Genomic DNA, 22,070 nt, shown 5'->3' on the forward strand with positions numbered 1-22,070 from the left:
CTGTGCCGATGCAATCATTTCTTACTGTAGCTCTGGTGCTTGCCGTGTCCGCTTGCTCTGGACCGATAGCGACCCGGATAACCGGACAAAGCGCACAACAATTGCCCGACCAGGGGCGGTTTGCACTGGCCGTATCGCCAGACGTGCAGTTACCATTGCTCGATCAGGCGCACCAGGTCGCCATTACCAATCTCGCAGCGCGTGGATGGCAGCGGTCCAATAATGCCGATTATCATTTGATTGTGACTTTGTCCGAACGTCCGGCGAACATCGGTCTTGCGCTGGAACGAGACGCGCAAAGCGAGATAATCGCCAGACCGAAGAATAAGCGCCTGTTGCAGTCATGCGATGATGTTGAGCATCGGGTGACGGTGACTATGCTCGATCGGGTACATGGCAAGAATGTCTATCGAGGCAGCGCTGCGGAATTTCATTGCAAGGCAGCGCTGGCGGACAATTTGTCGCTGCTGGTTAATGCTGCGCTGGAAGACTTTGGCCGCCCCGGCAGTGAACGGGTTGTGAAGCGGAGAGGCCGGGAATGAGTCTCACTCTTCCTCCAACAGTTCTTCGTCGAGCATAGGCAGCAGCAGTGTAAAGCACGCGCCGCCGCTCTCAGCATTATCAGCTGATATCTCGCCGCCATGGCGCAGAATAACGGTTTGCACATAATGCAGCCCCAGGCCAACGCCGCTCACTTTGCTTGCCTTGTTCTTTTCCTGAGTGCTGGCGAAAGCGGTAAACAGCCGTTCCATGATGGGCTTGTCTATGCCTTTGCCCTCATCCTCAATCACACATCGAACATAAGCGACCTTGTCGATCACAATGCGGTCCAGCCTGACGCGGATTGTGCCGCCATCAGGGCTGTATTTGACGGCATTGTCGAACAGGTTGACGAATGTCCTTGAGAGGCTGGCGCGCTCACCGGCGACAAACGCCGCATCGCTGCGATCATCGACCTCGAAACGGATATTGCGCGCTGACGCCATAGGCCAGAGATCCTCGCTGGCTTCAGCGACCAGATCACCGAACAGCACGTCTTCCGGGGTGAATGGTTGCGCCGTCATCCGGGCGATGTCTACAAAGTTATCCGCCAGCGAGAGCGTGCGCCGCGCCTGTCGGACAATGCGATTGCGCAGAGCTTCCGGGGTGTTGGCGCGATTCTGGTCAAGCAACGCCAAAATTGCCGCCTGTGGGCCACGCATATCGTGTGAGAGGAGTTGCAGCACTTCCTCACGTTCCCTGTCGGCGCGCCGGATATCGGTAATGTCCGCAAAGTAGAAGATCGTCCCCAGCCTTTCGCTGGTGGATGAAAGCACTGCGCTGCGCCGCATGGCAAAATGCTGGTCCTGCCGGGTGCGAAACTCGAAGATACTCTCTTCATCTTCTGACTTGGCATCAGAGTTGAGATACTCAATCAACGGCTCCTGACTGTCGGCGCGTGTCAGTATCCGCAACCGCTCGCGCAGATCGGCATCATTAAGGTCGCTGCCCAGCATATCCTCGGCATCCTGATTGGCCATCACGATATGCCGATCCTCATCCACCACCACCATGGGGTCGGGCAAGCTGGCCACGGTGTTGCTAACGAAGCGCCGCATATCGCGCAGCCGGGCAATGGCCGAGGCGAGTTTCTCCGCCTGTTCGGTGACAATATCTGCAGGGCGGAACTGGCGGTCGATAATCGGCACCTCTGCTGCACCATCGTCCATACGATCGAGCTCCCGGCCCATATAGTCGCTCGCCGCCTGTAACCGACGCCAACCCCATAAGGGATAGACCAGAATAAGCGCGATGATAGTGGCCACCGGTGCGAACCATAGCTGTAGCTGCAATAGCGCAAGAGACAGAAACAGGGTCAACGCCAGCAATATCAGCGCCGCAACAAAAACGGTCCTTGGCCGCGCGCGCCATAGCAATGCGAGTAACAGCCATAAGGGCAGCAAGGCCATTACGAGCTGCGCCCAGGTCGGCGCAGGGGTGATGAAACGATCCTGAATCAGGGCATTGAGCGCATTGGCCATGACGATAATGCCCGGCGATGCTTCGCCTTGCACCGCGGGCACGCGGTGCTGGTCACCCAGTCCCGCAGCCGTTGCCCCGACCAGGACAATCTTGTCGCGGAAAAAGCTCGCGGGAATCTCGCCATTGGCGGCGCTGCTGAAAGAGGTGGTGCGAAAGGCGGCGGCAGGCAGAAATGGCATGGCATAGGGCATATCGCAATGCGGATTGGACGCTGTCTCGCCCTTGCTCCTGCGAGAATGATTAAGCGCGGCGACCATTAGATGCGGCGTCTCGCGGTCCGCTGTCTTGTCCAGGCACAAGGCAACGCGTCGTACCACCGTATCATTATCGGTAATCAGCTCAACATGCCCGGTAGCGGCGGCGGCCTGGGCAATGGGGCTGACTGGCGACAAGCGGTCCTGTTCCTGGCCATTGCTGCCGGGGCGCAAAAACTGCATTGCGGCGACAACATTGCCATTGCGTGCCATGGCCTCCGCCAGCGCGGCATCGGCATTGACGACGCCCGTCCCCGCAGGATCACCGCGTAGCGATTCATTCTGCGGTTCAGTGAATAAGATATCGAAAGCAACCGCACCGGCACCGGCTTTGCCCAGATTATCGAGAAGCGGTACATAGGCTTCGCGCGACCAGGGCCAGCTTCCCTGGGCATCTAGGCTAGGTTCGTCAATCGCGATGACGATAATCTCGTCAGATGGCGCGATACTCTGGAACGACAGGCCGACATCATAGACCAGATTGTCCAGTCTCTGGGTAAATCCGCCGAGCAGCAAAATAATGACAAGCACGCTGGAGAAAAGCGCGATGATCAGCCATTCGGCGGCAAGGCGGGCCCGCAATGTCATGGGCCCACCTTTATCCTGCTGCGCAGAAAAGATCATCACAGCATTTTTGCCACTAATTTGACCCTGAGGCTTGGCCTATTCGTCGTCCATTCGGATTGTCTGGAACTCGGTCCAGTTCTCTTCCTGTTTGCCATCGAAGAAGATGGTTGAACCTACACGCCAGCGATAGCTGCCGGGCACCAGGTCAGAAAGAGTCAGCGATGTCTCGGTCAGTCCAGCCTCATCGACGATAGGCGGTTGTCCTGGAGCATCATCCTTGAATATCTGAAGGCGATAGACTTTCTTGCCGGTGCCTGAGCCAACCCAGCGGAATACAAAACCGCTATTGGTTTCCTCAACGGTCGCGCTGAGGCTGTTTAGTCGGCGGCGGAACGCGACTTGTGAAGGCATTCCTTCCAGGCCGTTGTCGGAAAGTGCGCTCATTCTGGCAAAGTAATCACCATCGGCGAGCTCTTGCAGCGTGAAGCGGTTATCCTCCCCGCGTACATCTTCGACAACCTCGATAAACCCGCTGTCACGCGAGACTATGAGCCGATAACCAACCGCCTCAGCGACAGGCTCAACCGAGAAATTCAGGCGCATGTCTTGCTGATTTCCCGACCCTTCAACAAAATTGGGAGCAGGCAGCAGCTCCAGTTTGCTAAGCGCCTTGCCCGAAACAATAGCACCAAAACCAGGAGTCAAATTCGCATTGCCGCGATTCTTGCCGCTAATGTCCAGGCTACCTTCGACCAGTTCGACATAGGACGTATTGCTGGCGTCGTCATAGCGTGTGCGGAATTCCGTGCCGCGCACAGCAGAAACCGCAGATGGTGTCCGCACCCGGTAGCGGTCATCATCGTTGCGAGCTGGATTGAACTTGGTGCGCACCGCGCCTTCTTCCAAGGCATAGTCAAAGTCGAGGCTATCGGTCAGTAACCAGCGTCTCAGCCGCACAATCCGCATCACACTGTTTGAAGGCATGGTGAGCGTCGAGCCATCGCTGACTGCAAGCGAGAGCGAGGACGCGGCTCCTGTCGCCAGCCCGACACCTTCGTTCAGCGTTTCATTCAGTACCGGTGCGCGCGCGCCTTTGCCTTTTGCCGAGATACGGGCGGTGCCTCGGAAGGCCGCCACGCGAGCCGACTCATCACGAAATTTGAGCAGGGAGTACGGAACTTTCAGGACTGTGCCGACAGGGATTCGACGCGGATCGCTTATCCGGTTGATGCGCTGTACGGTGCGATAGTCCTGTTGGCGGCGGAAATATTTTGCAGCCAAGTCGAACAGATTGTCGCCACGTTTTACCGTGTAGCGCGCGGTTTCAGAATCCCCTCTGTTTGTCTGGGCTTGTGCCATAGAGACAGGCAGGCACGCGACAAGCAGCGCCATGAATATCAGAGCAAAATGGGGGATCCGTAAAGACATCAGGCTTCTTTCATAGTCTCCAGTCTGTAACCATAGCCGAAAACCGTGAAAATGCGGAAACCGTTCTCTGGTGACAGGGACAGTTTGGAGCGCAGACGCGATACATGCATATCGAGCGTTCGGGTAGCGAGATCAGCATTGGTACGCCAAACTGTTTCCATAATATAGGCTCGCGACAAAGTACGGTCGCGATTGCGGAAGAGCAGCTCGGATAGGTCAAACTCCTTTGACGTAAGCTTAACCGTTTTGCCATCAAAGGAGACGGCCTGATCCATGCGATCAAATTCGTAACGGCCATAGGCGACCGTTTTCGTCATCGCATGTGGTGGCGCGGAACGGCGCAGTATTGCGCCTATACGTGCTGCAATGACTGTCTCGTCCTCGGGCTTGGTGATGTAATCATCCGCGCCCGCATTCAGCGCCTCGGAGATATCCTGCTTGGCGGAACGACTGGTCATCATGATGATGGCGGGGGCTTCATCAAGCGACTCCTTAACCCAGTGGATAATCTCCAAACCGGACTTTCCGGGCATATTCCAGTCAACCAGGATAAGGTCGAATGTATCACGCAGCAAAGCTGAAGCGAGCTTGTCGCCATCAGAAAAAGATACGCAGACATGCTCCATATCTTCGATAATATTCTGCAGAAAAGAGATGATCTCTGGATCATCATCGGCAATAGCAATACGCATACTCAAGGCTTCCACTTAAAACATCCAAATAATATTCGTTTGCACGTGGCAAATATCCGTTTGCATTTGGCAATAGCCTGTAACATGGACGGGAATCCAGCGACTAGAGCCGCTAGTTACCAGCATTTACAGTTGTGACTTAGGATTTTGCATCCATTTTGGATTTTACTATCGTATACATGGTTGAGTTTGCTCTGAAAACCTGTGTGTAGCCGGACGTTGCAAATGCGATGAGCGCTTTTGGGAAACACGGCTCTTGACGCCGACGACACTGCTCGGCATCGCCGAGGCCATGGCTCAATTTGGAATCGACCCCGCACCTTTTACCCTTACCGGCACCGATATTCCCGTCAGCCCCATGGCTTGGGGCATGTGGCGTTTTGCCGGGCAGGGCGTGGAGAAGGCGCAGCATCTGGTCGAAACCGCGCTCGACAATGGCATTACCCTGTTCGACACCGCCGATATTTATGGTTTTGGCGAGGAAGGCTTTGGCAAGGCCGAGGAATTGCTTGGCCAGGTGCTGGGGCTCAATCCTTCGCTGCGCGAGAATATGGTGCTGGCGAGCAAGGGGGGCATAACCCCGCCTGTGCCTTATGATAGTTCGCGTGATTATCTAATGCGCGCTCTGGATGCTTCGCTGCAACGGCTACAGGTCGATCATATTGACCTCTACCAGATCCACCGGCCTGATATTCTGACTCATCCGCAGGAACTGGCGATGACGCTGGATTCGATGGTCGCTAGTGGCCGGGTGCGCGCGGTTGGTGTGTCCAACTTCACCATGGCGCAGATTGCGGCATTGAAGGAATATCTCAATGCCCCATTGGTGACGACGCAGCCGGAATTCTCGCCTCTGCATCTACACCCTATCGAAGATGGGCAGCTTGATCAGGCGATGCAGCATCGTATCGCGGTGCTGGCATGGTCCCCCTTGGGCGGCGGACGGCTGATAAAGCCGGAGACCGAGCGTGAAAAGTCCGTCGCCGAGGCATTGCAAGCCATTGCCGACGAACAGAGCGTGTCACTGGCCGCCGCAGCCATGGGCTGGCTAATGGCGCATCCGGCCAGGGTCATCCCGATTATCGGCTCGCAAAACCCGAAGCGCATCGCCGACGCGACCAAGGCGCTGACGATGCAATGGACCCGCGACCAATGGTATGATGTGCTGGTCGCCAGTCGTGGCGAACCACTGCCGTAATGCAAAGCGCAGGCTTGGCTGTGCCTAGAATATTTATCATCGCTTTTGGCGGCAATCGCACTATATGCAGCAGCCAATCAGGCAATTTCAGACAGACACGTGCAGGTAAAAGTAATGGATATGGAAACCCGGACACCGATGATCATCCCAGAGTCCAAGGCGTTTGAAACCGTCGAGGTGCTTTGGGTCAAGCACTGGAATGACCGGTTGTTCAGCTTCGCCGTTACCCGTCCGCGCAGCTTCCGCTTCCGCTCAGGCGAATTCATTATGATCGGCATGCCGGTCGACGGCAAGCCGCTGGTGCGCGCCTATTCAGTCTGCAGCCCGGCCTATGCCGAGGAGCTGGAATTCCTCTCGATCAAGGTCGAAGACGGCCCGCTCACCTCACGTCTGCAGAATATTCAGGTCGGTGATCAGCTCTATCTCGGCCGCAAGCCGACCGGCACCTTGGTGTCCGAAGCACTGCGCCCCGGCAAGCGGCTGTTCCTGCTCTCCACCGGCACCGGCCTTGCGCCCTTCCTATCGATCATCCGCGACCCGGATATTTATGAGCGCTTTGACGACATCATCCTGACCCATAGTGTGCGGCAGGTCAGCGATCTGGCCTTTTATGACGAGTTGCTGGCCCGTCTGAAAGACGATCCGCTGGTCGAGGAAGAGGCGGCGAAGCAGTTTCACTATGTCCCCACTGTCACCCGCGAGGATTTTCACAACAATGTCCGCATCGATAAGCTGATCGAGAACGGCACGCTGTTTGTGGAAGGAACAAAGGAATTTGATCCCGAAAATGATCGTATCATGATGTGCGGCAGCATGGATATGATCAAACAGTTCTCCGACTATTTTGAGGGCCTGAACTTCGAGGAAGGCTCTAACGCCAAGCCCGGTGATTTCGTTATTGAACGGGCTTTTGTCGGCTAAAAATCCTCCCCGTTTGCGGGGAGGTGGCAGACGCGAAGCGGCTGACGGAGGGGGATTTCCACTTGCGCAGCGCCTAACGGCTCGCCCCCTCCACCACCTTCGGCGGTCCCCCTCCCCATGAATGGGGAGGATATAATGCGAGAAAAATGGCTGGGGTGGCAGGGATCGAACCTGCGAATGGCGATACCAAAAACCGCTGCCTTACCACTTGGCTACACCCCAGTAGCTGACCGCTTTTTGGTCAGCAGATGGTCCGGTGCAAAGGGTTGCTGAACCATCGGTGACGGCGCTCTTATCGGCTTTGATCGGACAGGGCAAGACCCCGAAGCCATGAAATTGTCACTTAACCGATATGCTTGACCCAGCCATGCGGGTCGGGTGCCTCGCCGCGCTGGATATTGACCAGACGATCGCGCATTTTCCGGGTGATCTGGCCGGGTCCGCCAGTGCCGATGGTGAAGTCTCCATCTGCGGATTTCACAGTGCCGACTGCTGTCACCACCGCCGCTGTGCCACAGGCCATAGTCTCGAGCAGGCGGCCGGATTCGCTGTCCTTGCGCCAGTCTTCAAAAGCATAAGGTTCTTCGCGCACCGTCAGCCCTTCATCGCGCAATAGCTGGATCAGCGAGGCGCGGGTGATGCCGGGCAGGATGGTGCCGGTCAGCGGCGGGGTTACCACCTCGCCATTGTCGAACACGAAGAACAGGTTCATGCCGCCCAGTTCCTCGACCCAGCGCTTTTCCGCTGCATCAAGGAACACCACCTGATCGCATCCCGCTTCGATCGCCTCGGCCTGAGCGGGCAGGCTGGCGGCATAATTGCCGCCGCATTTCGCCGCGCCGGTGCCGCCGGGGGCAGCGCGTGAATAGTTTTGCGAGGCCCAGATGGTGACCGCAGGGGCATCGGCCTTGAAATAGGAGCCGACCGAACAGGCGATTACCAGATAGAGATACTCCTTTGCCGGCCGCACGCCGAGAAAGGCCTCGCTGGCGAACATAAACGGCCGTAAATAGAGCGCGCCCCCTTCCTGTGGCGGGATCCAGTCGCGCTCGACCTCGGTCAGTCTGGTGATCGAGTCGAGAAAAATCTGTTCGGGCAACTCGGGCATCGCCATACGTTCAGCCGAACGTTGGAAACGACGCGCATTCTCTTCCGGGCGGAACAGGGCAATCGCGCCATCGGCCTGTTTATAGGCCTTCATGCCCTCGAAAATCTCCTGCGCATAATGCAGCACCGCCGCCGCCGGATCGAGCGACAAAGCCCGCCGCGCGCTGATCTCGGCATCATGCCAGCCCTTGCCCTCGGTATAGCGCACCATCGCCATATGGTCGGTAAACAGCGTGCCAAAGCCCGGGTCTTTCAACCGCTCTGCGCGCTCATCCGCCGGCATCGGATCGGGGTTGGGATGAAAGCCAAAATCGAGCGTGTCGGCCATATTGTCCTGCTCCTGCTGCCCTTTGCTATGCCGGGATGTACGTCCGGCTAGGGTCTGTCTTTGCAATAGTTGCTAATGGTTGCAATCCTCTATTCGCGCTGGCAGATTACGTCAATATGACTGACCCATCTGAGCGCACCGTTTCATCCAGAACACCCACTGCGTCGCCCATGTTCCTGCGCGAGGAAGAGGTGCGGCGCGGTATGGAGCTGCTATATTTTGGCTATACCAGACTGACCAAGGCGATTGACGAAGGCCTGGCGCGGCAGGGGCTGGGCCGTGCGCATCACCGCGCGCTGTATTTCATCGCGCGCGAGCCGGACCTGACGGTGAGTCATCTTTTGCGGCTGCTCGCGATCACCAAGCAGTCTTTGGGGCGCGTCCTGACCGAGCTGCATAAACGCGGCCTCATCGAAACCCGCCCCGGCACCGTCGACCGCCGCCAGAAACTGCTGCGGCTCACCGAAGAGGGGCGGGCATTGGAAGGCGAGCTGTTCGACGCCCTGCGCGTCCGCCTGTCCAGCGCCTATGCCGCTGCCGGTCAGGAAGATGTCACCGGCTTCTGGCGGGTGCTTGAGGGACTGGTGCCCGAGGAGGACCGCGAGCTGGTGAGCGACCTCGGGGAGCGACTGCGCGAGCGGTAAATCCTGCACTTACCCTATATTGAAATATGCACATATGGAGAAATCTATGAAGCCGCTTCTGCGTATTCTGGCGCCTGCTCTTAGCCTCTTGCTTGTATCTCCCGCAGTCGCTCAGGGCGATGTGCAAGAATCGGCTGCTGAATTTGTGGCTTGCGCAGATGCCGACAAGCACATGGCGCTGAACGGAACGCTTTGTGCGCAGATTCCGGCGCCTCTGGACCATCAAGGCGAGGCTGCGCGCTATATTGATCTTTTTGTCCGTAAATTCCCTGCTTCCGGCGAGTCCCAGGGCCAGCTCTGGCTAGTTGCCGGAGGGCCGGGCGAAGCGGGAGTGTCGTTTTATCCGTTTATCGATACCATCCGAGCCAGCGTACCTGGCTTTGACCTTTATATTCCCGATCATCGCGGCACCGGTTTCTCCACCCGATTATGTGTTGTTGAAGAAAGCCCGGAAAGTGACGGTGGAGCAGCGCTGGAAGGGGCGGAATGGGGCAGTTGTTTTGGTGCGCTCAACGCCGATCCCAAACGCACAAAAGCCTTCACCATTTCCAACGCGGCGCATGACCTTAACCTGCTGATGACGCGTTTCGACAATGGCCAGAAGCGCTATCTCTATGGTGTTTCCTATGGCACGCAGTTGGTTTTGCGGACGCTGGCCATAGCGCCGCCTGACAATGTGGATGGGGTAATACTGGACTCCATCATTCCGCCGGAAACCAACGCCCAATGGGATCTGAGCCGCCGCTCGGCAGTCACCGATATTGTCGGCCGACAGGTGCTTCGCGATTGTGATCAGGACCCGGATTGCAGCAAGCTGTTTGTTAGGCCTTTAGAGGAGGAACTGCAGACGCTGCTCGCCGATCCGGCGGCGCAGGAAATGCTCGGGCCAAAGCCCAAATATACCCTCTCCGGCTTGCTCGACCTGCCCGAAACACGCGCCATGCTTCCCAATGTCATCGCCGGATTGCGCGCCGGTGATCCGGCCTGGCTGGACCATGCCAAGGCGCGGCTTGCCGGACTGGGCAAGATGTTCGCGCCCTATGCGCAGGGTTTTTCCTCGGTGCCGCTGGTCAGCCTGATCAGTCGCTCAGAGAATAACCCGCGCCCGGACCTCACAGCAGAACAGATCGCTGCAGAGGAAGAGGGGTTGCTCTTTGCCAGCCCTCTGCCTTCACTGCTGTTGATGGGTGGCATTCCGGATTATGAACGCGATGAGCATTTCGGGACATTGCCCAAAGTGATGCCGCCAACGCTTTTGCTGCATGGCGATCTTGACCCCAAAACCGCTTACGCTGGGGCGCAAGAGCATGTGGAGCTGCTGGAAGCTGCCGAAAGGGAGGTGCGGCTAGTAACCATCAAAGACGCGCCGCACTATATCCTCATGACAGCGCCGCAGTGCTTTGTCCTCAGCGTGCGGACCTTTTTGGCCGATGGCCTGCCGCCCGCATCGACACTGTGCGATCTGGATGCCGACTAGTCTTCGTCCATTGCATAGGCCTGTTGGCAAGCGTCAAGCTGACTGGACGAAGGTTACGAAGTTTACACTAAAATCTATCCTTACTTTCCAACAAATAATCATGGAACAGGGATTGACTGACTAGTCACTCCAATCTATCAGCCGCCGCATGAGCGAGCGAAAGACTCAGATTATACACGCTGCGACCAGCCTGTTCCTGGCAGAGGGCGTTGGCGTATCAACCGCCAGCATTGCCAAAGCGGCGGGGGTCTCCAATGGCACGCTGTTCAACGCTTTTGCGACCAAGCAAGCGCTGATCGATGCCATCTATCTCGCCGCAAAGAGCGCCATGTTCGCCGCTGTCCCGCATTCAGGGTCCGACAGTTTCACTCGCGCGCACCTGCTCGAAAACTGGCGCGGCTATCTCGCATGGGCGCGTGCCAATCCCGAAGAGCGCGCCATCATGCATTTGCTGCTCGAAGCCGGGCTAACCAGCGCCGAAACACAGGCGCAGGTTGACCAATTGGCCAAGCCTTCTGCCGATTGGATTCAAACCGCGCTCGACACCGGTGTAATCCGCGGGCCCAATGCGGGCTTTGTCGGCAAGTTGATCTTCTTCCAACTCGATCTCGTCATTACCGAAAACCTGCACAGCGAGGAGGCCGATCTGGCCTTTGACATGCTGTGTACATCCATAGGACTGAAATCATGACCAAAGTTTTCCTCACCGGTGCCTCCGGTTTCATCGCCAAGCATATTCTGCGCGAGCTGCTCGAAAAGGGCTATGACGTTCGCGCCTCGGTGCGCTCGGAAAAGCGCAAGGCCGAGCTGGAAGGGCTGTTTCCCGACGCGACACTGGAATTTGCCTTTCTTGACCTGAATGAAGATGCCGGTTGGGTCGATGCGATGCAGGGTTGTGATGTGCTGATGCACACCGCCTCGCCGTTTCCAATGAGCGAACCCAAAGACCCGCAAGAGCTGATCAAGCCAGCGGTGCAGGGCACGCTGCGCGCCATGAACGCGGCCAAGGCAGCGGGGATCAAGCGGGTGATCCTGACCTCTTCCTGCGCCGCGATCTACAAGCAATCGGACAAGCCGAAAATGGCGCCCTCGGACGAGACCTATTGGACCTCTCCCGATGATCCTTCGGTCGGCGCTTATGAAGCCTCAAAGACTTTGGCCGAAAAGGCAGCCTGGGATTTTGTCGCCGAGAACCCCGAGATTGCGCTGACCACCATCAATCCCGGTGCCGTCTTCGGCCCCGCCATGGATGACCGCTTTGGCACCTCGCTTGAGCTGGTGGAGCAGCTAATGACCGGCAAAATCCCCATGGCGCCGCCGATCAACATGGTGGCGGTCGATGTGCGCGATGTGGCGCATATGCATGTCGCGGCGATTGATATGGAAGCCACCAAGGGCGAGCGCTTCGCCGCCGCTAGCGGCACGCATCGCTTTCTTGAATTGGGGCAGATGCTGAAGACTTGGGACGATACCCTCAAAACACCCAAGTCCGAAGCGCCCGCTTGGCTGCTGCGCATCATGAGCCTGTTTTCCGCCGATGCCAAAGCGATTGCGCCCAATATAGGCCGCAATCTCGCGGTCTCCGGTGCCAAGGCCGAGAAGACCTTCGGCTTCAGCTTTATCCCGGTCAAAGATGCGATCATCGCCTCGGCAGAATCGGTGCAACGGCAATAGCGCTTGGGGTCGGGTTAGAGCGTCCGGATATTCTCGCGGTTTACGGCGCAACCCGCATAATTCGCACGCCAGTCGTAGGGTTGGGTTATCGCACGCGGAGGCGCGAAGCCGCGGAGACACGGAGGCGTAGAGAAAATGTCTCCCCTCCCCTTGAGGGAGGGGCAGTGAGACTTAGCGTCATAAGGCGGTTAGTCGCAGCGGGGTGGGGTATGCCACTTGCGCAAGAGCTTTTGGCAAGCCCTCCCTTCGGCCTCAGTTTTTCACCATGATCCGCCTGCGAAGCAGGCCTACAGCAAAGCTCGGCTTGGCCAAGGCAGGGCCAGGAATTCTTAGTGCACACAAAGCCACAAAGGCACAAAAGCACTGCTCTTTTCGGCTCAATTTGCTTGTGGCTTGGTGGGGGTAATTCGGGGACAGTTTTTGATAGCTTCGGTCTCGTTTGAGCGCATTGCCCATGAAACTGTCCCCGAATTACCCCTGCGCCTTCCTCTCCACCGTAATTGTACCTCGGTGATTCAAACCCAACAAAAAGTGACACAAGGTGACACCGTGTCACCCTGTTGGACCTCCCGATATCGCCCATTAAGCCATTGAATAGATAGACATATGCGACAGCCACTACGCATCAGGACAAGGTGACACATATACGCCAAAATCAAAACACAGGATCAACAGATAAGAAAGAGCCGCAGCGATGATAGCAGGCGGATGGGATGTAGGACATCGCCATGGAGCTGATGTTTTTGACCCGGATCGGATGGCGGCGCTTGGCGATGGTCGGGGCCGTTTGGTCAGGTGTTGGGTTCGCACCAAGCCAAATATTTCACGCGAAGGTCGCGAAGATTATGAAGCGCGCGAAGAGGTCAGGAGCAGGTCTTCCGGGGTAATTCAGGGACAGTTTTTGATAGTTCCGGTCGTGTTTGAGTACATTGCACATGAAACTGTCCCCGAATTACCCTGCGCCTTCCTCTAGATATTTTAGGGATTTAGTAAACTGTCACCGTAATTCCACCGTAATTCCTAGTAAACTGTCACCGTAATTCCGTAATTCCACCGTAATTCCCTAAGGGCAAAGTGACACATATACGCCAAAATCAAAACACAGGATCAACAGATAAGAAGGAGCCGCAGCGATGATAGCAGGCGGATGGGATGTAGGACATCGACATGGAGCCAGTGTTTTTGATCCCTATGGCTGTGCGTGGCGATCGTCAGGGCCGCTTGGTCAGGTGTTGCGGTTACACCAGGCCACATGTTTCACGCGAAGGTCGCGAAGATTATGAAGCGCGCGAAGGGGGAAGCCGCAGGCCTTTCGGGGTAATTTGGGGACAGTTTTTGATAGCTCCGATCACGATTGAGCGCATTGCCCATGAAACTGTCCCCAAATTACCCCTGCGCCTTCCTCTTGATAATTTAGAGGTTTAGTAAACTGTAATCGTAATTGATCGTAATTGCTGTCACCGTAATTCCGTACGGTGGAATTTAATTTGACAATTAATGGCAAGACGCTAACGCAGCCACTCAATAATGAGGCAGCATAAAAATGATCAACTACATTGAAAAGCAGTCAAAACTATTGGAGAAACTGGCAAATATATTGTTCAATACGACTGATGTTGAATATGACGCCTTATGGTGTGAATATGAATGCGACGATGAATTCAATACGATTGACACTGCCTTGTTCTACAAGACAGATGGAAAAGTTGTAAACTTTGCTGCGCCGGTCGGAGTTTCGAGTAAAAACCTTGACCTCTGTCAAGAACTACGTGCTGTAATGAAGGCCCACACAGGCGGCGAATGGTCCTCCTTTACGCTGACGCTCGGCAAGGACGGCAAAGCGCATACGAAGTTTGAATATCCCAGCTAAGAGAGCTGAGGGTCTTGTTAGAAGAAACGCACCCAATTGAATTTGGATGTGAATTTTTTAATACAAGTGACAGTTTACTAAATCCCTAAATTCTTCGATTGAGAGGGTTGCGCAAGGGCAATTCGGGGACAGTTTTTGTGCCCATGGTCCTATTTGGAATCGAGGCGCTGGCAAACTTTCCCCGAATTTCCCCGAAATACCCCTTCGCGCTCTTCGCTCCTTCGCGTGCTTCGCGAGAAACCGAGGCCGAAGGAAGAGCCTGCCACAGGCACCGCGCAAGTGGTATACCCCACCCCGCTGCGACTAACCGCCTTAGAGCCTGATCCGAAAGTTATTGAACAATACCAGCCATTTGTGATTCACACCTGCTTTGCGAAGAGTAGGAGTGAAGCATGGCATGGACTGGTATTGCCCGGGCTGAGCATAGCCGGGAAGGTTTGCGATATCCATCGGATATGACGGATAGGGAGTGGATGTTGCTGGAGCCGTTCATTCCCCCGGCGAGGCGTGGTGGTCGGCCGCGGACGGCGGATATGCGCGAGGTGGTCAATGCGCTGCTCTATATTGCCTCTGCCGGATGTGCATGGAGGTTGCTGCCCAAGTGTTTTCCGCCAGTGTCGACGGTACGGCGCTATTTCTACGCATGGCGGGACACTGGCCTGTTCGATACGCTCAACATGGTGCTGGTGATGAACCTGCGCGAGATCGAGGGGCGCGAAGCCTCGCCCAGTGCTGGCGTGATCGACAGCCAGAGCGTGAAAACCACCGAGAGCGGTGGAATATCGGGTTATGACGCGGGCAAGAAGGTGAAAGGCAGGAAGCGGCACATCATAACCGACACATGCGGGTTCCTGATCTTCGTCCTCGTCCACAGTGCCGATATTCAAGACCGTGACGGGGCTGTCGATGTGCTGGCGGCAACTCGCCACCGCTTCCCCTGGTTGCGACACGTCTTTGCTGACGGAGGATATGCAGGGCAAAAACTGGGGGTTACGTTGGCTGGCATGGGGGCGTGGACCATGGAAATCATCAAGCGCTCCGATCACACCAAGGGCTTTCAAGCCCTGCCACGCCGATGGGTCGTCGAACGCACCTTCGCATGGCTAGGGCGATGCCGACGCCTCGCCAAAGACTGGGAAACATCCATCGAAAGCTCAACCGCATGGGCGCTCATCGCTTCCATCCGTATGATTATACGAAGAACCGCAAAATACTGTTATGCTTGAGATACTTTCGAATCAGGCTCTTACGGCGCTAAGTCTCACTGCCCCCCCCCTCAAGGGGAGGGGTGAGGTCGAGTGCAATCTCTTCGCGCTCTTGATAATCTTCGCGTGCTTCGCGTGAAACATCTGGCTTGGCTCGGCCCTGCCACTCAGCGCGCGACTGGCGACCATCACAAGTCTGGCCCACAGCGCCGCACCCCTTCACCAGTTTTCCCATACCCAAAAATGAGAGGGGCCGCGGCTTGTCCCTTGGGAGCAAGCGCACGGCCCATCGCATGGTCAGCGGCCGGAAGTGCCGCCTTCGTGACTATGCCTTTGATTTTAACAGATCACGAACCCGTTAAAAGGCATCTCCACGAATGGACTGCTCCGACCTCTTTGCTGAACCATGAGACATCGGATCACCTCCTTTCGCTTGTATGAAAACCATTGCCTTGCCCTCGCTATAATCGTCCGAGTTGGACTGCTCCTGCCTGACAAGACTCAAGGTGAATCATTGTGACTCTGACAACAAGACTTGATTTAATTTTTTTTCCGAACAATAATTAAGGTTCGCGCTGCAAACAGGCTTCGCGGACCTTCACACATCACCATAGACCCGCCCGAAGACAGGGTTTTCCTGTGTCTGTAATGGCTTGGGCTGGACTGTTAAGAACGGCAATCTTCGACGACGAGGGCAATTTCCGGCGGGTTGGGGATGCGGTGGCCTGTTGTGTCGCTCAGGCGCAGCGCGAAGGAGCCGCGGCTATAGACAATCTCGTCCCAGATCACATCGCGCGCCGGGGCAGAGAAGGTGATGCGTTTGTCCTCATAGGCGCTGCCTTGCGGGTCGCTATAGCTGCTGTTGATCTGCCGCTCACCGAAACTGGTGATTACCGTTGTCGGGAAGGCTTTGATCGGTTCGCGCATCTTGCTGGTGCGATAGGCAAAGGTGATCGGGCCACCATTCGCCTCGCAAGAGATGCTGGCCCAGCGCCATGGCTGTTGCTTCGCATGATGCGGTTTTGGTTTGACAAAATAATAGGCCGCTGGTCCTGGCTGGGCTTCCTGAATATCCTTGGCATGCATCCAATAGCCGTCCAGCTTTGGCCAGTCGCGCCAATCGGCGGGGAGCGGCGCGGCCCTGCGTTCCGGGGCGGGCGCCGGTGCGGGCTGCGCGGCCGGTGCGGACGCGGTTTCCGGCGCAGCGGGGGCCGCCGGTGTGGCACCGGAGCTGGGGATGCAGCCGCTGCACAGCAACAGACAGGTGGCGAGGGCCAATGGGGCTTGGGGAATGCGGATCATGGCGCAGACAATGGCGCTATATGCTGGCCGCCTCAAGCCCGGACCGCTCTGAAACTGTTGAAGTTTTGCAAAATCTATGCCCATGACGGATGCAATGTCTGCCAACTCTGCAAAACCCACAAAGGCCAAGCCCAAGAAACAGCGTGTTGACCAGCTTCTGGTGGCGCGCGAACTGGCCGAGAGCCGCAGCCGGGCGCAGGCACTGCTGCTCGCCGGGCTGGTGTTTTCCGGTGAACAGCGGATTGACAAGCCGGGGCAACAGCTACCTGAAGACGCGCCGCTGGAGGTGCGCGGGCGTGACCATCCCTGGGTCTCGCGCGGCGGGTTGAAGCTCGATCATGCGCTGGAGCATTTCGGCATTGATGTCCGTGGCATGACCGCGATTGATATCGGCTCGTCAACCGGCGGCTTTACCGATGTATTGCTGTCGCGCGGTGCGGTCAGGGTTTATGCGGTTGATAGCGGCACCAACCAGCTGGCGTGGAAGCTGCGTCAGGATGAGCGGGTGGTGGTGCATGAACAGACCAGCGCGCGGATATTGACCGACGAGCATATCCCCGAGCCGCTGGATATCGCGGTGTGCGATGCCAGCTTCATTTCACTGGCGAAGATATTGCCGGTGCCGATCAGCTTTGTCCGCCCCGGCGGCTGGCTGGTGGCGCTGATCAAACCGCAGTTCGAAGTGGAACGGCATCAGGTCGGCAAAGGCGGTGTGGTGCGCGATTCGGCTTTGCATAAAGCGGTATGTGACAGGGTGTGCGACTGGCTGGAAGAAACCGGGTGGCGCGTCTCCGGCGTCACCACCAGTCCAATCACCGGACCGAGCGGCAATGTCGAATTTCTGGTCGCGGCGCAGCGGATTGGCGAAAAGGCGTAATTGGCAGATTTATCAAGTCGTTTGCTAATTCTCGTCGGCCCCGCCCTTCGACTGCCTGTAAGGCAGGCGCTCAGGATAAACTCGGCTATGCCGAGGCGGGGCCAGGGCTAGTTTTTTCTCACGCAAAGACGCGAAGGCGCTAAGGGCCTGCATAAATAGGGAATCTTCTTTGCGTCTTTGCGTCTTTGCGTGATTCTCATAAGAAAAGCCTAGGCCCCGCCTGCGCGGGGCCGACGTGATTACCTGCCTTAAAAATGGCGATGGAAAAGATGGTTAGCTGTCTGGCCCTGATCGCGCTGACGGCTTAAGAAGCATCCAAAAGGGAGCAAAGAGGGACGAACATGAACCAGTTGGCATCACCCGGGCAATTGCGCATGGCGTTCTGGCGCTGGGCGTTGTTTATCGTGCCATTGACCGTATTGCTTGGCTTTGCCTCGGCGCAATTTGCCGGTACCGGCGAGGAAAATCCCTGGTTTGCCGCACTGATCAAGCCGGATGCACAACCACCCGGATGGGCCTTTCCTCTCGCTTGGGCGGTGCTGTATGTGATGATCGGTTTCGCCGTTTCCTTGGTGTTGAACGCCCGCAATGCGCCAGGGCGCTGGCTTGCGGTGGGCTTCTGGGTGGCGCAGCTCGCGCTCAACCTGTTCTGGTCGATCCTGTTCTTCGGGATGCATCAGGTCGGTGCAGCCTTTTATCTGCTCGTGGCCATTTTCATGCTGGCGACGATCACCACTTTGCTGTTCGGCAAAATCCGCGCCTTGGCGGCTTGGCTGATGGTGCCTTATCTGGTCTGGCTGTGTTTTGCCTCAATCCTCAACAAGCAGATTGATACGCTCAACCCTGATGCGGCGACGCTGATCGTACCTACGGCGCAGAGCGGTGGCGCGCTGCCGCCCTCTCAATGATTTGGCTTGTTTCAGCCGCCTCTATGTCCATATAGGGCATAGTCAGATTTTAGATAGGAAACCCCGACCCATGCAGAGTGATAACAAGCTGTTTGCTGATCTTGCCCGTGTTGTGAATGGCGCGGCGGGGACTTTTGCCGGCATGGGTCGCGAGGCGAGTGATGGCGCGCGCGAGCGGGCCAAGCAGTGGTTTGCCGGTATGGATTTCGTTAGTCGCGAAGAGTTTGACGCGGTCAAACAGATGGCTGCGACCGCGCGCGAAGAGGCGGAAGCGCTGAAGGCGCGGGTGGCCGAGCTGGAAGCCGCAATGGCTGCAAAACCGGCTGCCAAGCGCACGACGCGGGCAAAAAAATCCGATAGTTAAAGGGTTTAGGCCGCAAGGCCATCACCAGCTTATCAACAGCCTTTCAACAGGCTTTTACAGTTGTCCCCTGCCAATTTAGCTGATGGCTTGCCTTTGACTGATCTCCCGGCGCATGGTCAGGACATGAACAACGCCTCGTGCCTTTCCCCTGTCGGAACGAAGCTGTGATGCTGACCGATCCTGTAGAGCTTGATAGCCAGGAAGCGCCGCCCATGGATATGCTGGCGGCGCTGTTTGAGGCGCGCGGCTGGCCGATTGAGCGCGATGGCGAGGATGAGCTGGCTGCCGAAATCAAGGGCGACTGGACCCGCTATTCGCTGCGCGCCATCTGGCGTGAAGAAGACAATGTGCTGCAAATGCTGCTGCTGCCCGAGCTGAAGATCGCCGAGGACAAGCGCCTGCCGATTTATGAGGCTCTGGGCCTGATCAATGAGCAGCTTTGGCTCGGCCATTTTGATCTGTGGTCAAATAACGGCATGCTGCTCTATCGCCATGGCCTGATGCTCGGCGATGATGGTCTGTTGGAACTGGACCAGGCACAAACGCTGGTCGAGACCGCATTGAGCGAGTTTGACCGCTTCTACCCGGTATTCCAGTTCATTCTTTGGGGTGACAAAAACCCCCAGGAAGCTCTGGCCAGCGCGCTGATCGATACCATGGGCGAGGCCTGACGGGCAGAGGAGCGCCTATGCCTGATCGGATAGAATTTCCAAAATCGATCGGCTTTATCGGCTGCGGCAATATGGCCGGAGCCATGCTGAGTGGCTGGCTCGATGCTGGATTGCCTAAGGATCGGGTGACGATTATCAGCCCGAACAGCAAGACTGGTCCCGGAGATATCGCGGTGGAGCGAAACTGGCCCGAAGGACGGCCCTTGCCAGAATGGCTGGTCCTTGGTGTCAAACCGCAAAAGCTGGCGGAAGTCGCCGATTGGGTGCGGCCTTTGGTTAGGCCAGATACGGTGGTGATGTCGATCCTCGCCGGGGTTACCCATGGCTCGCTGAAAGCACGTTTTCCTGAAGCGAAAGCTATCGTCCGGGTGATGCCCAATATGGCGGTGAGCATCGGAAAATCGGTCAGCACCGGATATATGCCGCAAGGAAGCGATGCGGACATACAAGCGCAGACAACCGCGTTGATGGAGCAACTCGGACAGTTTTACTGGCTGGATAGTGAAAGCGATATGCACGCGGCGACCGCGCTGGCGGGCTCTGGCCCGGCCTTTCTGTTCCGCTTTATCGATGCGCTCAGCAAGGGTGCAGAAGCTAACGGCATCGCGCCGGAACAGGCCCGGCAAATGGCGCTGGCCATGGTGGAAGGTGCGGCGCAACTGGCGGCGATGTCGGAATTTGATCCCGGCACCTTGGCCGATAAGGTCGCCAGCCCGGGCGGTGTAACCCGCGCTGGCCTCAATGTACTCGATCAGGATGAAGCGCTTGCACAGCTGCTGACAGAGACGCTTCGCGCCGCGACCGAGCGCGATGCGGAAATGGCGCAGGAATTCAGCTAGCCTCTAGTCACAATCCAGATCGTAGAAATCGCGGATAATCGCCCAGCCTTCTTCGGCGGTTTCCACCATATGGAAAAGGTCGAGATCGCGATGCGAGATTGTGCCTTCCTCGGCCAGTGCCTCGAAATTGACGATCCGGTTCCAGAAGTCCTTGCCGTAAAGCAGGATCGGAATCGGCTCCATCTTGCCGGTCTGGATCAGTGTCAGCAGCTCGAAAAACTCATCCAGCGTTCCAAAACCGCCGGGGAAGGCCGCAACCGCGCGGGCGCGCAGCAGGAAGTGCATCTTGCGCAGCGCGAAATAGTGGAACTGGAAGGAGAGGTGCGGCGTCACATAGCCATTGGGTGCCTGTTCATGCGGCAACACGATATTGAGGCCGATGGACTCCTTGCCAACATCATCCGCGCCGCGATTGGCGGCTTCCATGATTGACGGACCACCGCCGGAGCAAACGACGAACTGGCGCTTGCCATCTTCGGTCTGTTCGCATTCGCTGGCGAGCCGGGCAAGATTGCGCGCCTCGTCATAATATTTCGCTTTTTCCGCCAGCTTTTCGGCAACGCGCTTTTCCTGCGGCGTGCGCGCAGCGTCAAGCTGCGCCTGCGCCTTGGCTGGTTCGGGAATGCGCGCCGAGCCGTAAATTACCAATGTCGAGCCGATATTGGCTTCATCGAGCAGCATCTCCGGCTTGAGCAGTTCTAGCTGAAAGCGCACCGGGCGCAATTCTTCGCGCAGCAGAAACTCGGTATCGCGAAACGCCAGCAGATAGGCGGGGTCGCTGGTCTGCGGGGTGACCAGTACATCTTCAGCGGTGCGGGCGTCTTCGGAAGCGCGGCGGAAGCGGCGTTCCTGTAAATCCTTTTTTGTCATGCCGCATCAATTAGGCGCGCATGGCGCTGACGGCAATGATCGATTGCGGCTGACAGTGCAAAATCTTAGCGGCAATATCCGTTATTCTGCGCCATATCGAGATGGAAATGGTCCTTGTGCGCGGCATTGAATTCCGGGCCGAGTACGGTGCCAAAGCGTTTGCAGGCGCTTTTGTGCACTGTGCGCAAGAATTCGCGTTCCTTGCGCGAACCCTTCCAGCCCTGTTTCACCGATATCCGCCGACCATCGGCCAGGACGAAGGCCGACACATCAATCGCATTGGCATGGGCATGTTGCGACAGGCGCAGGCTCCCGGCAATTCTGCGGCAGCTATAGCTGCCCATGGTCTCGATGCGCACCAAATCGCTGCCGAGTATCTGCCGAGCCGCGCGGGCCGCTCCATATTGCGCCCAACCGGCAAAGCGCTCCGCCATCGGGCAGGTTACCGGGCCCAGATTGGCGACGGCCAACTCGCCGCCGCCGCGCAAGAAGCGACTGAGATTCAAACTGGCCATCCGCACCGCGCCCAATTGGGTGCAGCCACCGTCCATATAGCGGTCGGGCAGAGGGGTGAATTTCACATCCGCTTTTTTCAGGGCACTATGGCATTGGCGCGTCGGCGCGTTTGTGGCGATACGGCTGGCAGGCGCGGATGATGCCGAAGCGCTGCCCGGGCGTGCCGGGGCATCGTTGCTTCGGCCACCGACTATTGGGATCGCGCTGCAACCACTGAGCAGAGCCGCCCCAACTAGGACGAGTGCCAAGTGACGCGCCTTTATAATTGCTGAGCGATGATCCGACATGCCCGGAATAATAGTGAATCAATGGTTAACCTTGTCCGAGCAAAAATGG

Annotated in this window: 21 protein-coding genes and 1 tRNA gene; 14 read left to right on the forward strand and 8 right to left on the reverse strand. The window is 57.2% G+C overall.

The window, feature by feature from the left end; all coding sequences use genetic code 11:
* Nucleotides 1-8: 8 nt before the first annotated feature.
* Nucleotides 9-542: a hypothetical protein gene (locus RB602_RS05105; RefSeq protein WP_317083553.1), complete on the forward strand. Its 534-nt coding sequence runs from the start codon at nucleotides 9-11 to the stop codon at nucleotides 540-542.
* A 3-nt stretch (nucleotides 543-545) separates the two neighbouring features.
* On the opposite strand, the gene RB602_RS05110 is transcribed toward RB602_RS05105, so the two are convergent.
* From RB602_RS05110 to RB602_RS05120, 3 genes are all read right to left on the reverse strand, one after another.
* The gene (locus RB602_RS05110; RefSeq protein WP_317083555.1) at nucleotides 546-2,864 is read right to left on the reverse strand and encodes a CHASE2 domain-containing protein; all 2,319 of its coding nucleotides are present in this window, start codon (nucleotides 2,862-2,864) and stop codon (nucleotides 546-548) included.
* Nucleotides 2,865-2,939: 75 nt separating this feature from the next.
* Nucleotides 2,940-4,271 (reverse strand): FecR family protein, encoded by a 1,332-nt coding sequence (locus tag RB602_RS05115; RefSeq protein ID WP_317083557.1) that lies wholly within the window; start codon nucleotides 4,269-4,271, stop codon nucleotides 2,940-2,942.
* Nucleotides 4,271-4,963, reverse strand: coding sequence for a response regulator transcription factor (locus RB602_RS05120; protein WP_317084422.1), 693 nt, complete (start codon nucleotides 4,961-4,963; stop codon nucleotides 4,271-4,273). Before RB602_RS05120 ends, RB602_RS05115 begins: the two co-directional genes overlap by 1 nt.
* A gap of 292 nt (nucleotides 4,964-5,255) precedes the next feature.
* Between RB602_RS05120 and RB602_RS05125 the strand changes: the two genes are divergently transcribed.
* Nucleotides 5,256-6,161, forward strand: coding sequence for an aldo/keto reductase (locus tag RB602_RS05125; protein ID WP_317084424.1), 906 nt, complete (start codon nucleotides 5,256-5,258; stop codon nucleotides 6,159-6,161).
* Between the two features lie 120 nt (nucleotides 6,162-6,281).
* Nucleotides 6,282-7,082 carry a ferredoxin--NADP reductase gene (locus RB602_RS05130; RefSeq protein ID WP_317084426.1) on the forward strand — a complete coding sequence of 267 codons (801 nt, stop codon included), beginning with the start codon at nucleotides 6,282-6,284 and terminating at the stop codon, nucleotides 7,080-7,082.
* 147 nt (nucleotides 7,083-7,229) lie between these two features.
* Here RB602_RS05130 and RB602_RS05135 read toward each other — a convergent pair.
* Both RB602_RS05135 and RB602_RS05140 read right to left on the reverse strand, forming a co-directional pair.
* A tRNA-Gln gene (locus tag RB602_RS05135) sits at nucleotides 7,230-7,304 on the reverse strand.
* Nucleotides 7,305-7,425: 121 nt separating this feature from the next.
* The gene (locus RB602_RS05140; protein WP_317083559.1) at nucleotides 7,426-8,517 is read right to left on the reverse strand and encodes a branched-chain amino acid aminotransferase; all 1,092 of its coding nucleotides are present in this window, start codon (nucleotides 8,515-8,517) and stop codon (nucleotides 7,426-7,428) included.
* Nucleotides 8,518-8,633: 116 nt separating this feature from the next.
* Here RB602_RS05140 and RB602_RS05145 point away from each other — a divergent pair, with 116 nt between their 5' ends.
* The 6 genes from RB602_RS05145 to RB602_RS05170 all read left to right on the forward strand — a co-directional run bounded on the left by RB602_RS05145 (nucleotide 8,634) and on the right by RB602_RS05170 (nucleotide 15,408).
* Nucleotides 8,634-9,161, forward strand: a complete 528-nt coding sequence (locus RB602_RS05145; RefSeq protein ID WP_317083560.1) for a MarR family winged helix-turn-helix transcriptional regulator — start codon at nucleotides 8,634-8,636, stop codon at nucleotides 9,159-9,161.
* A gap of 46 nt (nucleotides 9,162-9,207) precedes the next feature.
* A complete protein-coding gene (locus RB602_RS05150; RefSeq protein WP_317083562.1) occupies nucleotides 9,208-10,638 on the forward strand; it encodes an alpha/beta hydrolase in 1,431 nt (476 codons plus the stop codon).
* 148 nt (nucleotides 10,639-10,786) lie between these two features.
* Complete coding sequence (locus tag RB602_RS05155) at nucleotides 10,787-11,329, forward strand: TetR/AcrR family transcriptional regulator (RefSeq protein ID WP_317083564.1); 543 nt, start codon at nucleotides 10,787-10,789, stop codon at nucleotides 11,327-11,329.
* Nucleotides 11,326-12,312 carry an SDR family oxidoreductase gene (locus RB602_RS05160; protein ID WP_317083566.1) on the forward strand — a complete coding sequence of 329 codons (987 nt, stop codon included), beginning with the start codon at nucleotides 11,326-11,328 and terminating at the stop codon, nucleotides 12,310-12,312. The genes RB602_RS05155 and RB602_RS05160 overlap by 4 nt, the downstream gene beginning before the upstream one ends.
* Nucleotides 12,313-13,855: 1,543 nt before the next feature.
* Nucleotides 13,856-14,182, forward strand: coding sequence for a hypothetical protein (locus RB602_RS05165; protein WP_317083567.1), 327 nt, complete (start codon nucleotides 13,856-13,858; stop codon nucleotides 14,180-14,182).
* Between the two features lie 392 nt (nucleotides 14,183-14,574).
* Entirely contained in the window at nucleotides 14,575-15,408 is an 834-nt protein-coding gene (locus RB602_RS05170; protein WP_317080037.1) for an IS5 family transposase, read from the forward strand.
* 645 nt (nucleotides 15,409-16,053) lie between these two features.
* On the opposite strand, the gene RB602_RS05175 is transcribed toward RB602_RS05170, so the two are convergent.
* A complete protein-coding gene (locus RB602_RS05175; RefSeq protein WP_317083568.1) occupies nucleotides 16,054-16,725 on the reverse strand; it encodes a hypothetical protein in 672 nt (223 codons plus the stop codon).
* Nucleotides 16,726-16,783: 58 nt separating this feature from the next.
* Between RB602_RS05175 and RB602_RS05180 the strand changes: the two genes are divergently transcribed.
* From RB602_RS05180 to proC, 5 genes are all read left to right on the forward strand, one after another.
* Nucleotides 16,784-17,566 (forward strand): TlyA family RNA methyltransferase, encoded by a 783-nt coding sequence (locus RB602_RS05180; RefSeq protein ID WP_317083570.1) that lies wholly within the window; start codon nucleotides 16,784-16,786, stop codon nucleotides 17,564-17,566.
* A gap of 341 nt (nucleotides 17,567-17,907) precedes the next feature.
* Nucleotides 17,908-18,474, forward strand: a complete 567-nt coding sequence (locus tag RB602_RS05185) for a TspO/MBR family protein (RefSeq protein ID WP_317083572.1) — start codon at nucleotides 17,908-17,910, stop codon at nucleotides 18,472-18,474.
* A 70-nt stretch (nucleotides 18,475-18,544) separates the two neighbouring features.
* Complete coding sequence (locus RB602_RS05190; RefSeq protein WP_317083574.1) at nucleotides 18,545-18,838, forward strand: accessory factor UbiK family protein; 294 nt, start codon at nucleotides 18,545-18,547, stop codon at nucleotides 18,836-18,838.
* 164 nt (nucleotides 18,839-19,002) lie between these two features.
* Complete coding sequence (locus RB602_RS05195) at nucleotides 19,003-19,509, forward strand: type III secretion system chaperone family protein (protein ID WP_406568393.1); 507 nt, start codon at nucleotides 19,003-19,005, stop codon at nucleotides 19,507-19,509.
* Between the two features lie 17 nt (nucleotides 19,510-19,526).
* Nucleotides 19,527-20,348, forward strand: coding sequence for a pyrroline-5-carboxylate reductase (gene proC / locus RB602_RS05200; protein WP_317083578.1), 822 nt, complete (start codon nucleotides 19,527-19,529; stop codon nucleotides 20,346-20,348).
* 3 nt (nucleotides 20,349-20,351) lie between these two features.
* On the opposite strand, the gene RB602_RS05205 is transcribed toward proC, so the two are convergent.
* Complete coding sequence (locus tag RB602_RS05205; RefSeq protein ID WP_317083580.1) at nucleotides 20,352-21,218, reverse strand: LOG family protein; 867 nt, start codon at nucleotides 21,216-21,218, stop codon at nucleotides 20,352-20,354.
* A 65-nt stretch (nucleotides 21,219-21,283) separates the two neighbouring features.
* Nucleotides 21,284-21,982 carry an extensin family protein gene (locus RB602_RS05210; protein ID WP_317083582.1) on the reverse strand — a complete coding sequence of 233 codons (699 nt, stop codon included), beginning with the start codon at nucleotides 21,980-21,982 and terminating at the stop codon, nucleotides 21,284-21,286.
* Nucleotides 21,983-22,070: the final 88 nt, after the last annotated feature.

This window comes from Parasphingorhabdus sp. SCSIO 66989 (assembly GCF_032852305.1).
In the GTDB taxonomy this organism is placed as follows: Bacteria; Pseudomonadota; Alphaproteobacteria; order Sphingomonadales; family Sphingomonadaceae; genus Alterisphingorhabdus; species Alterisphingorhabdus coralli.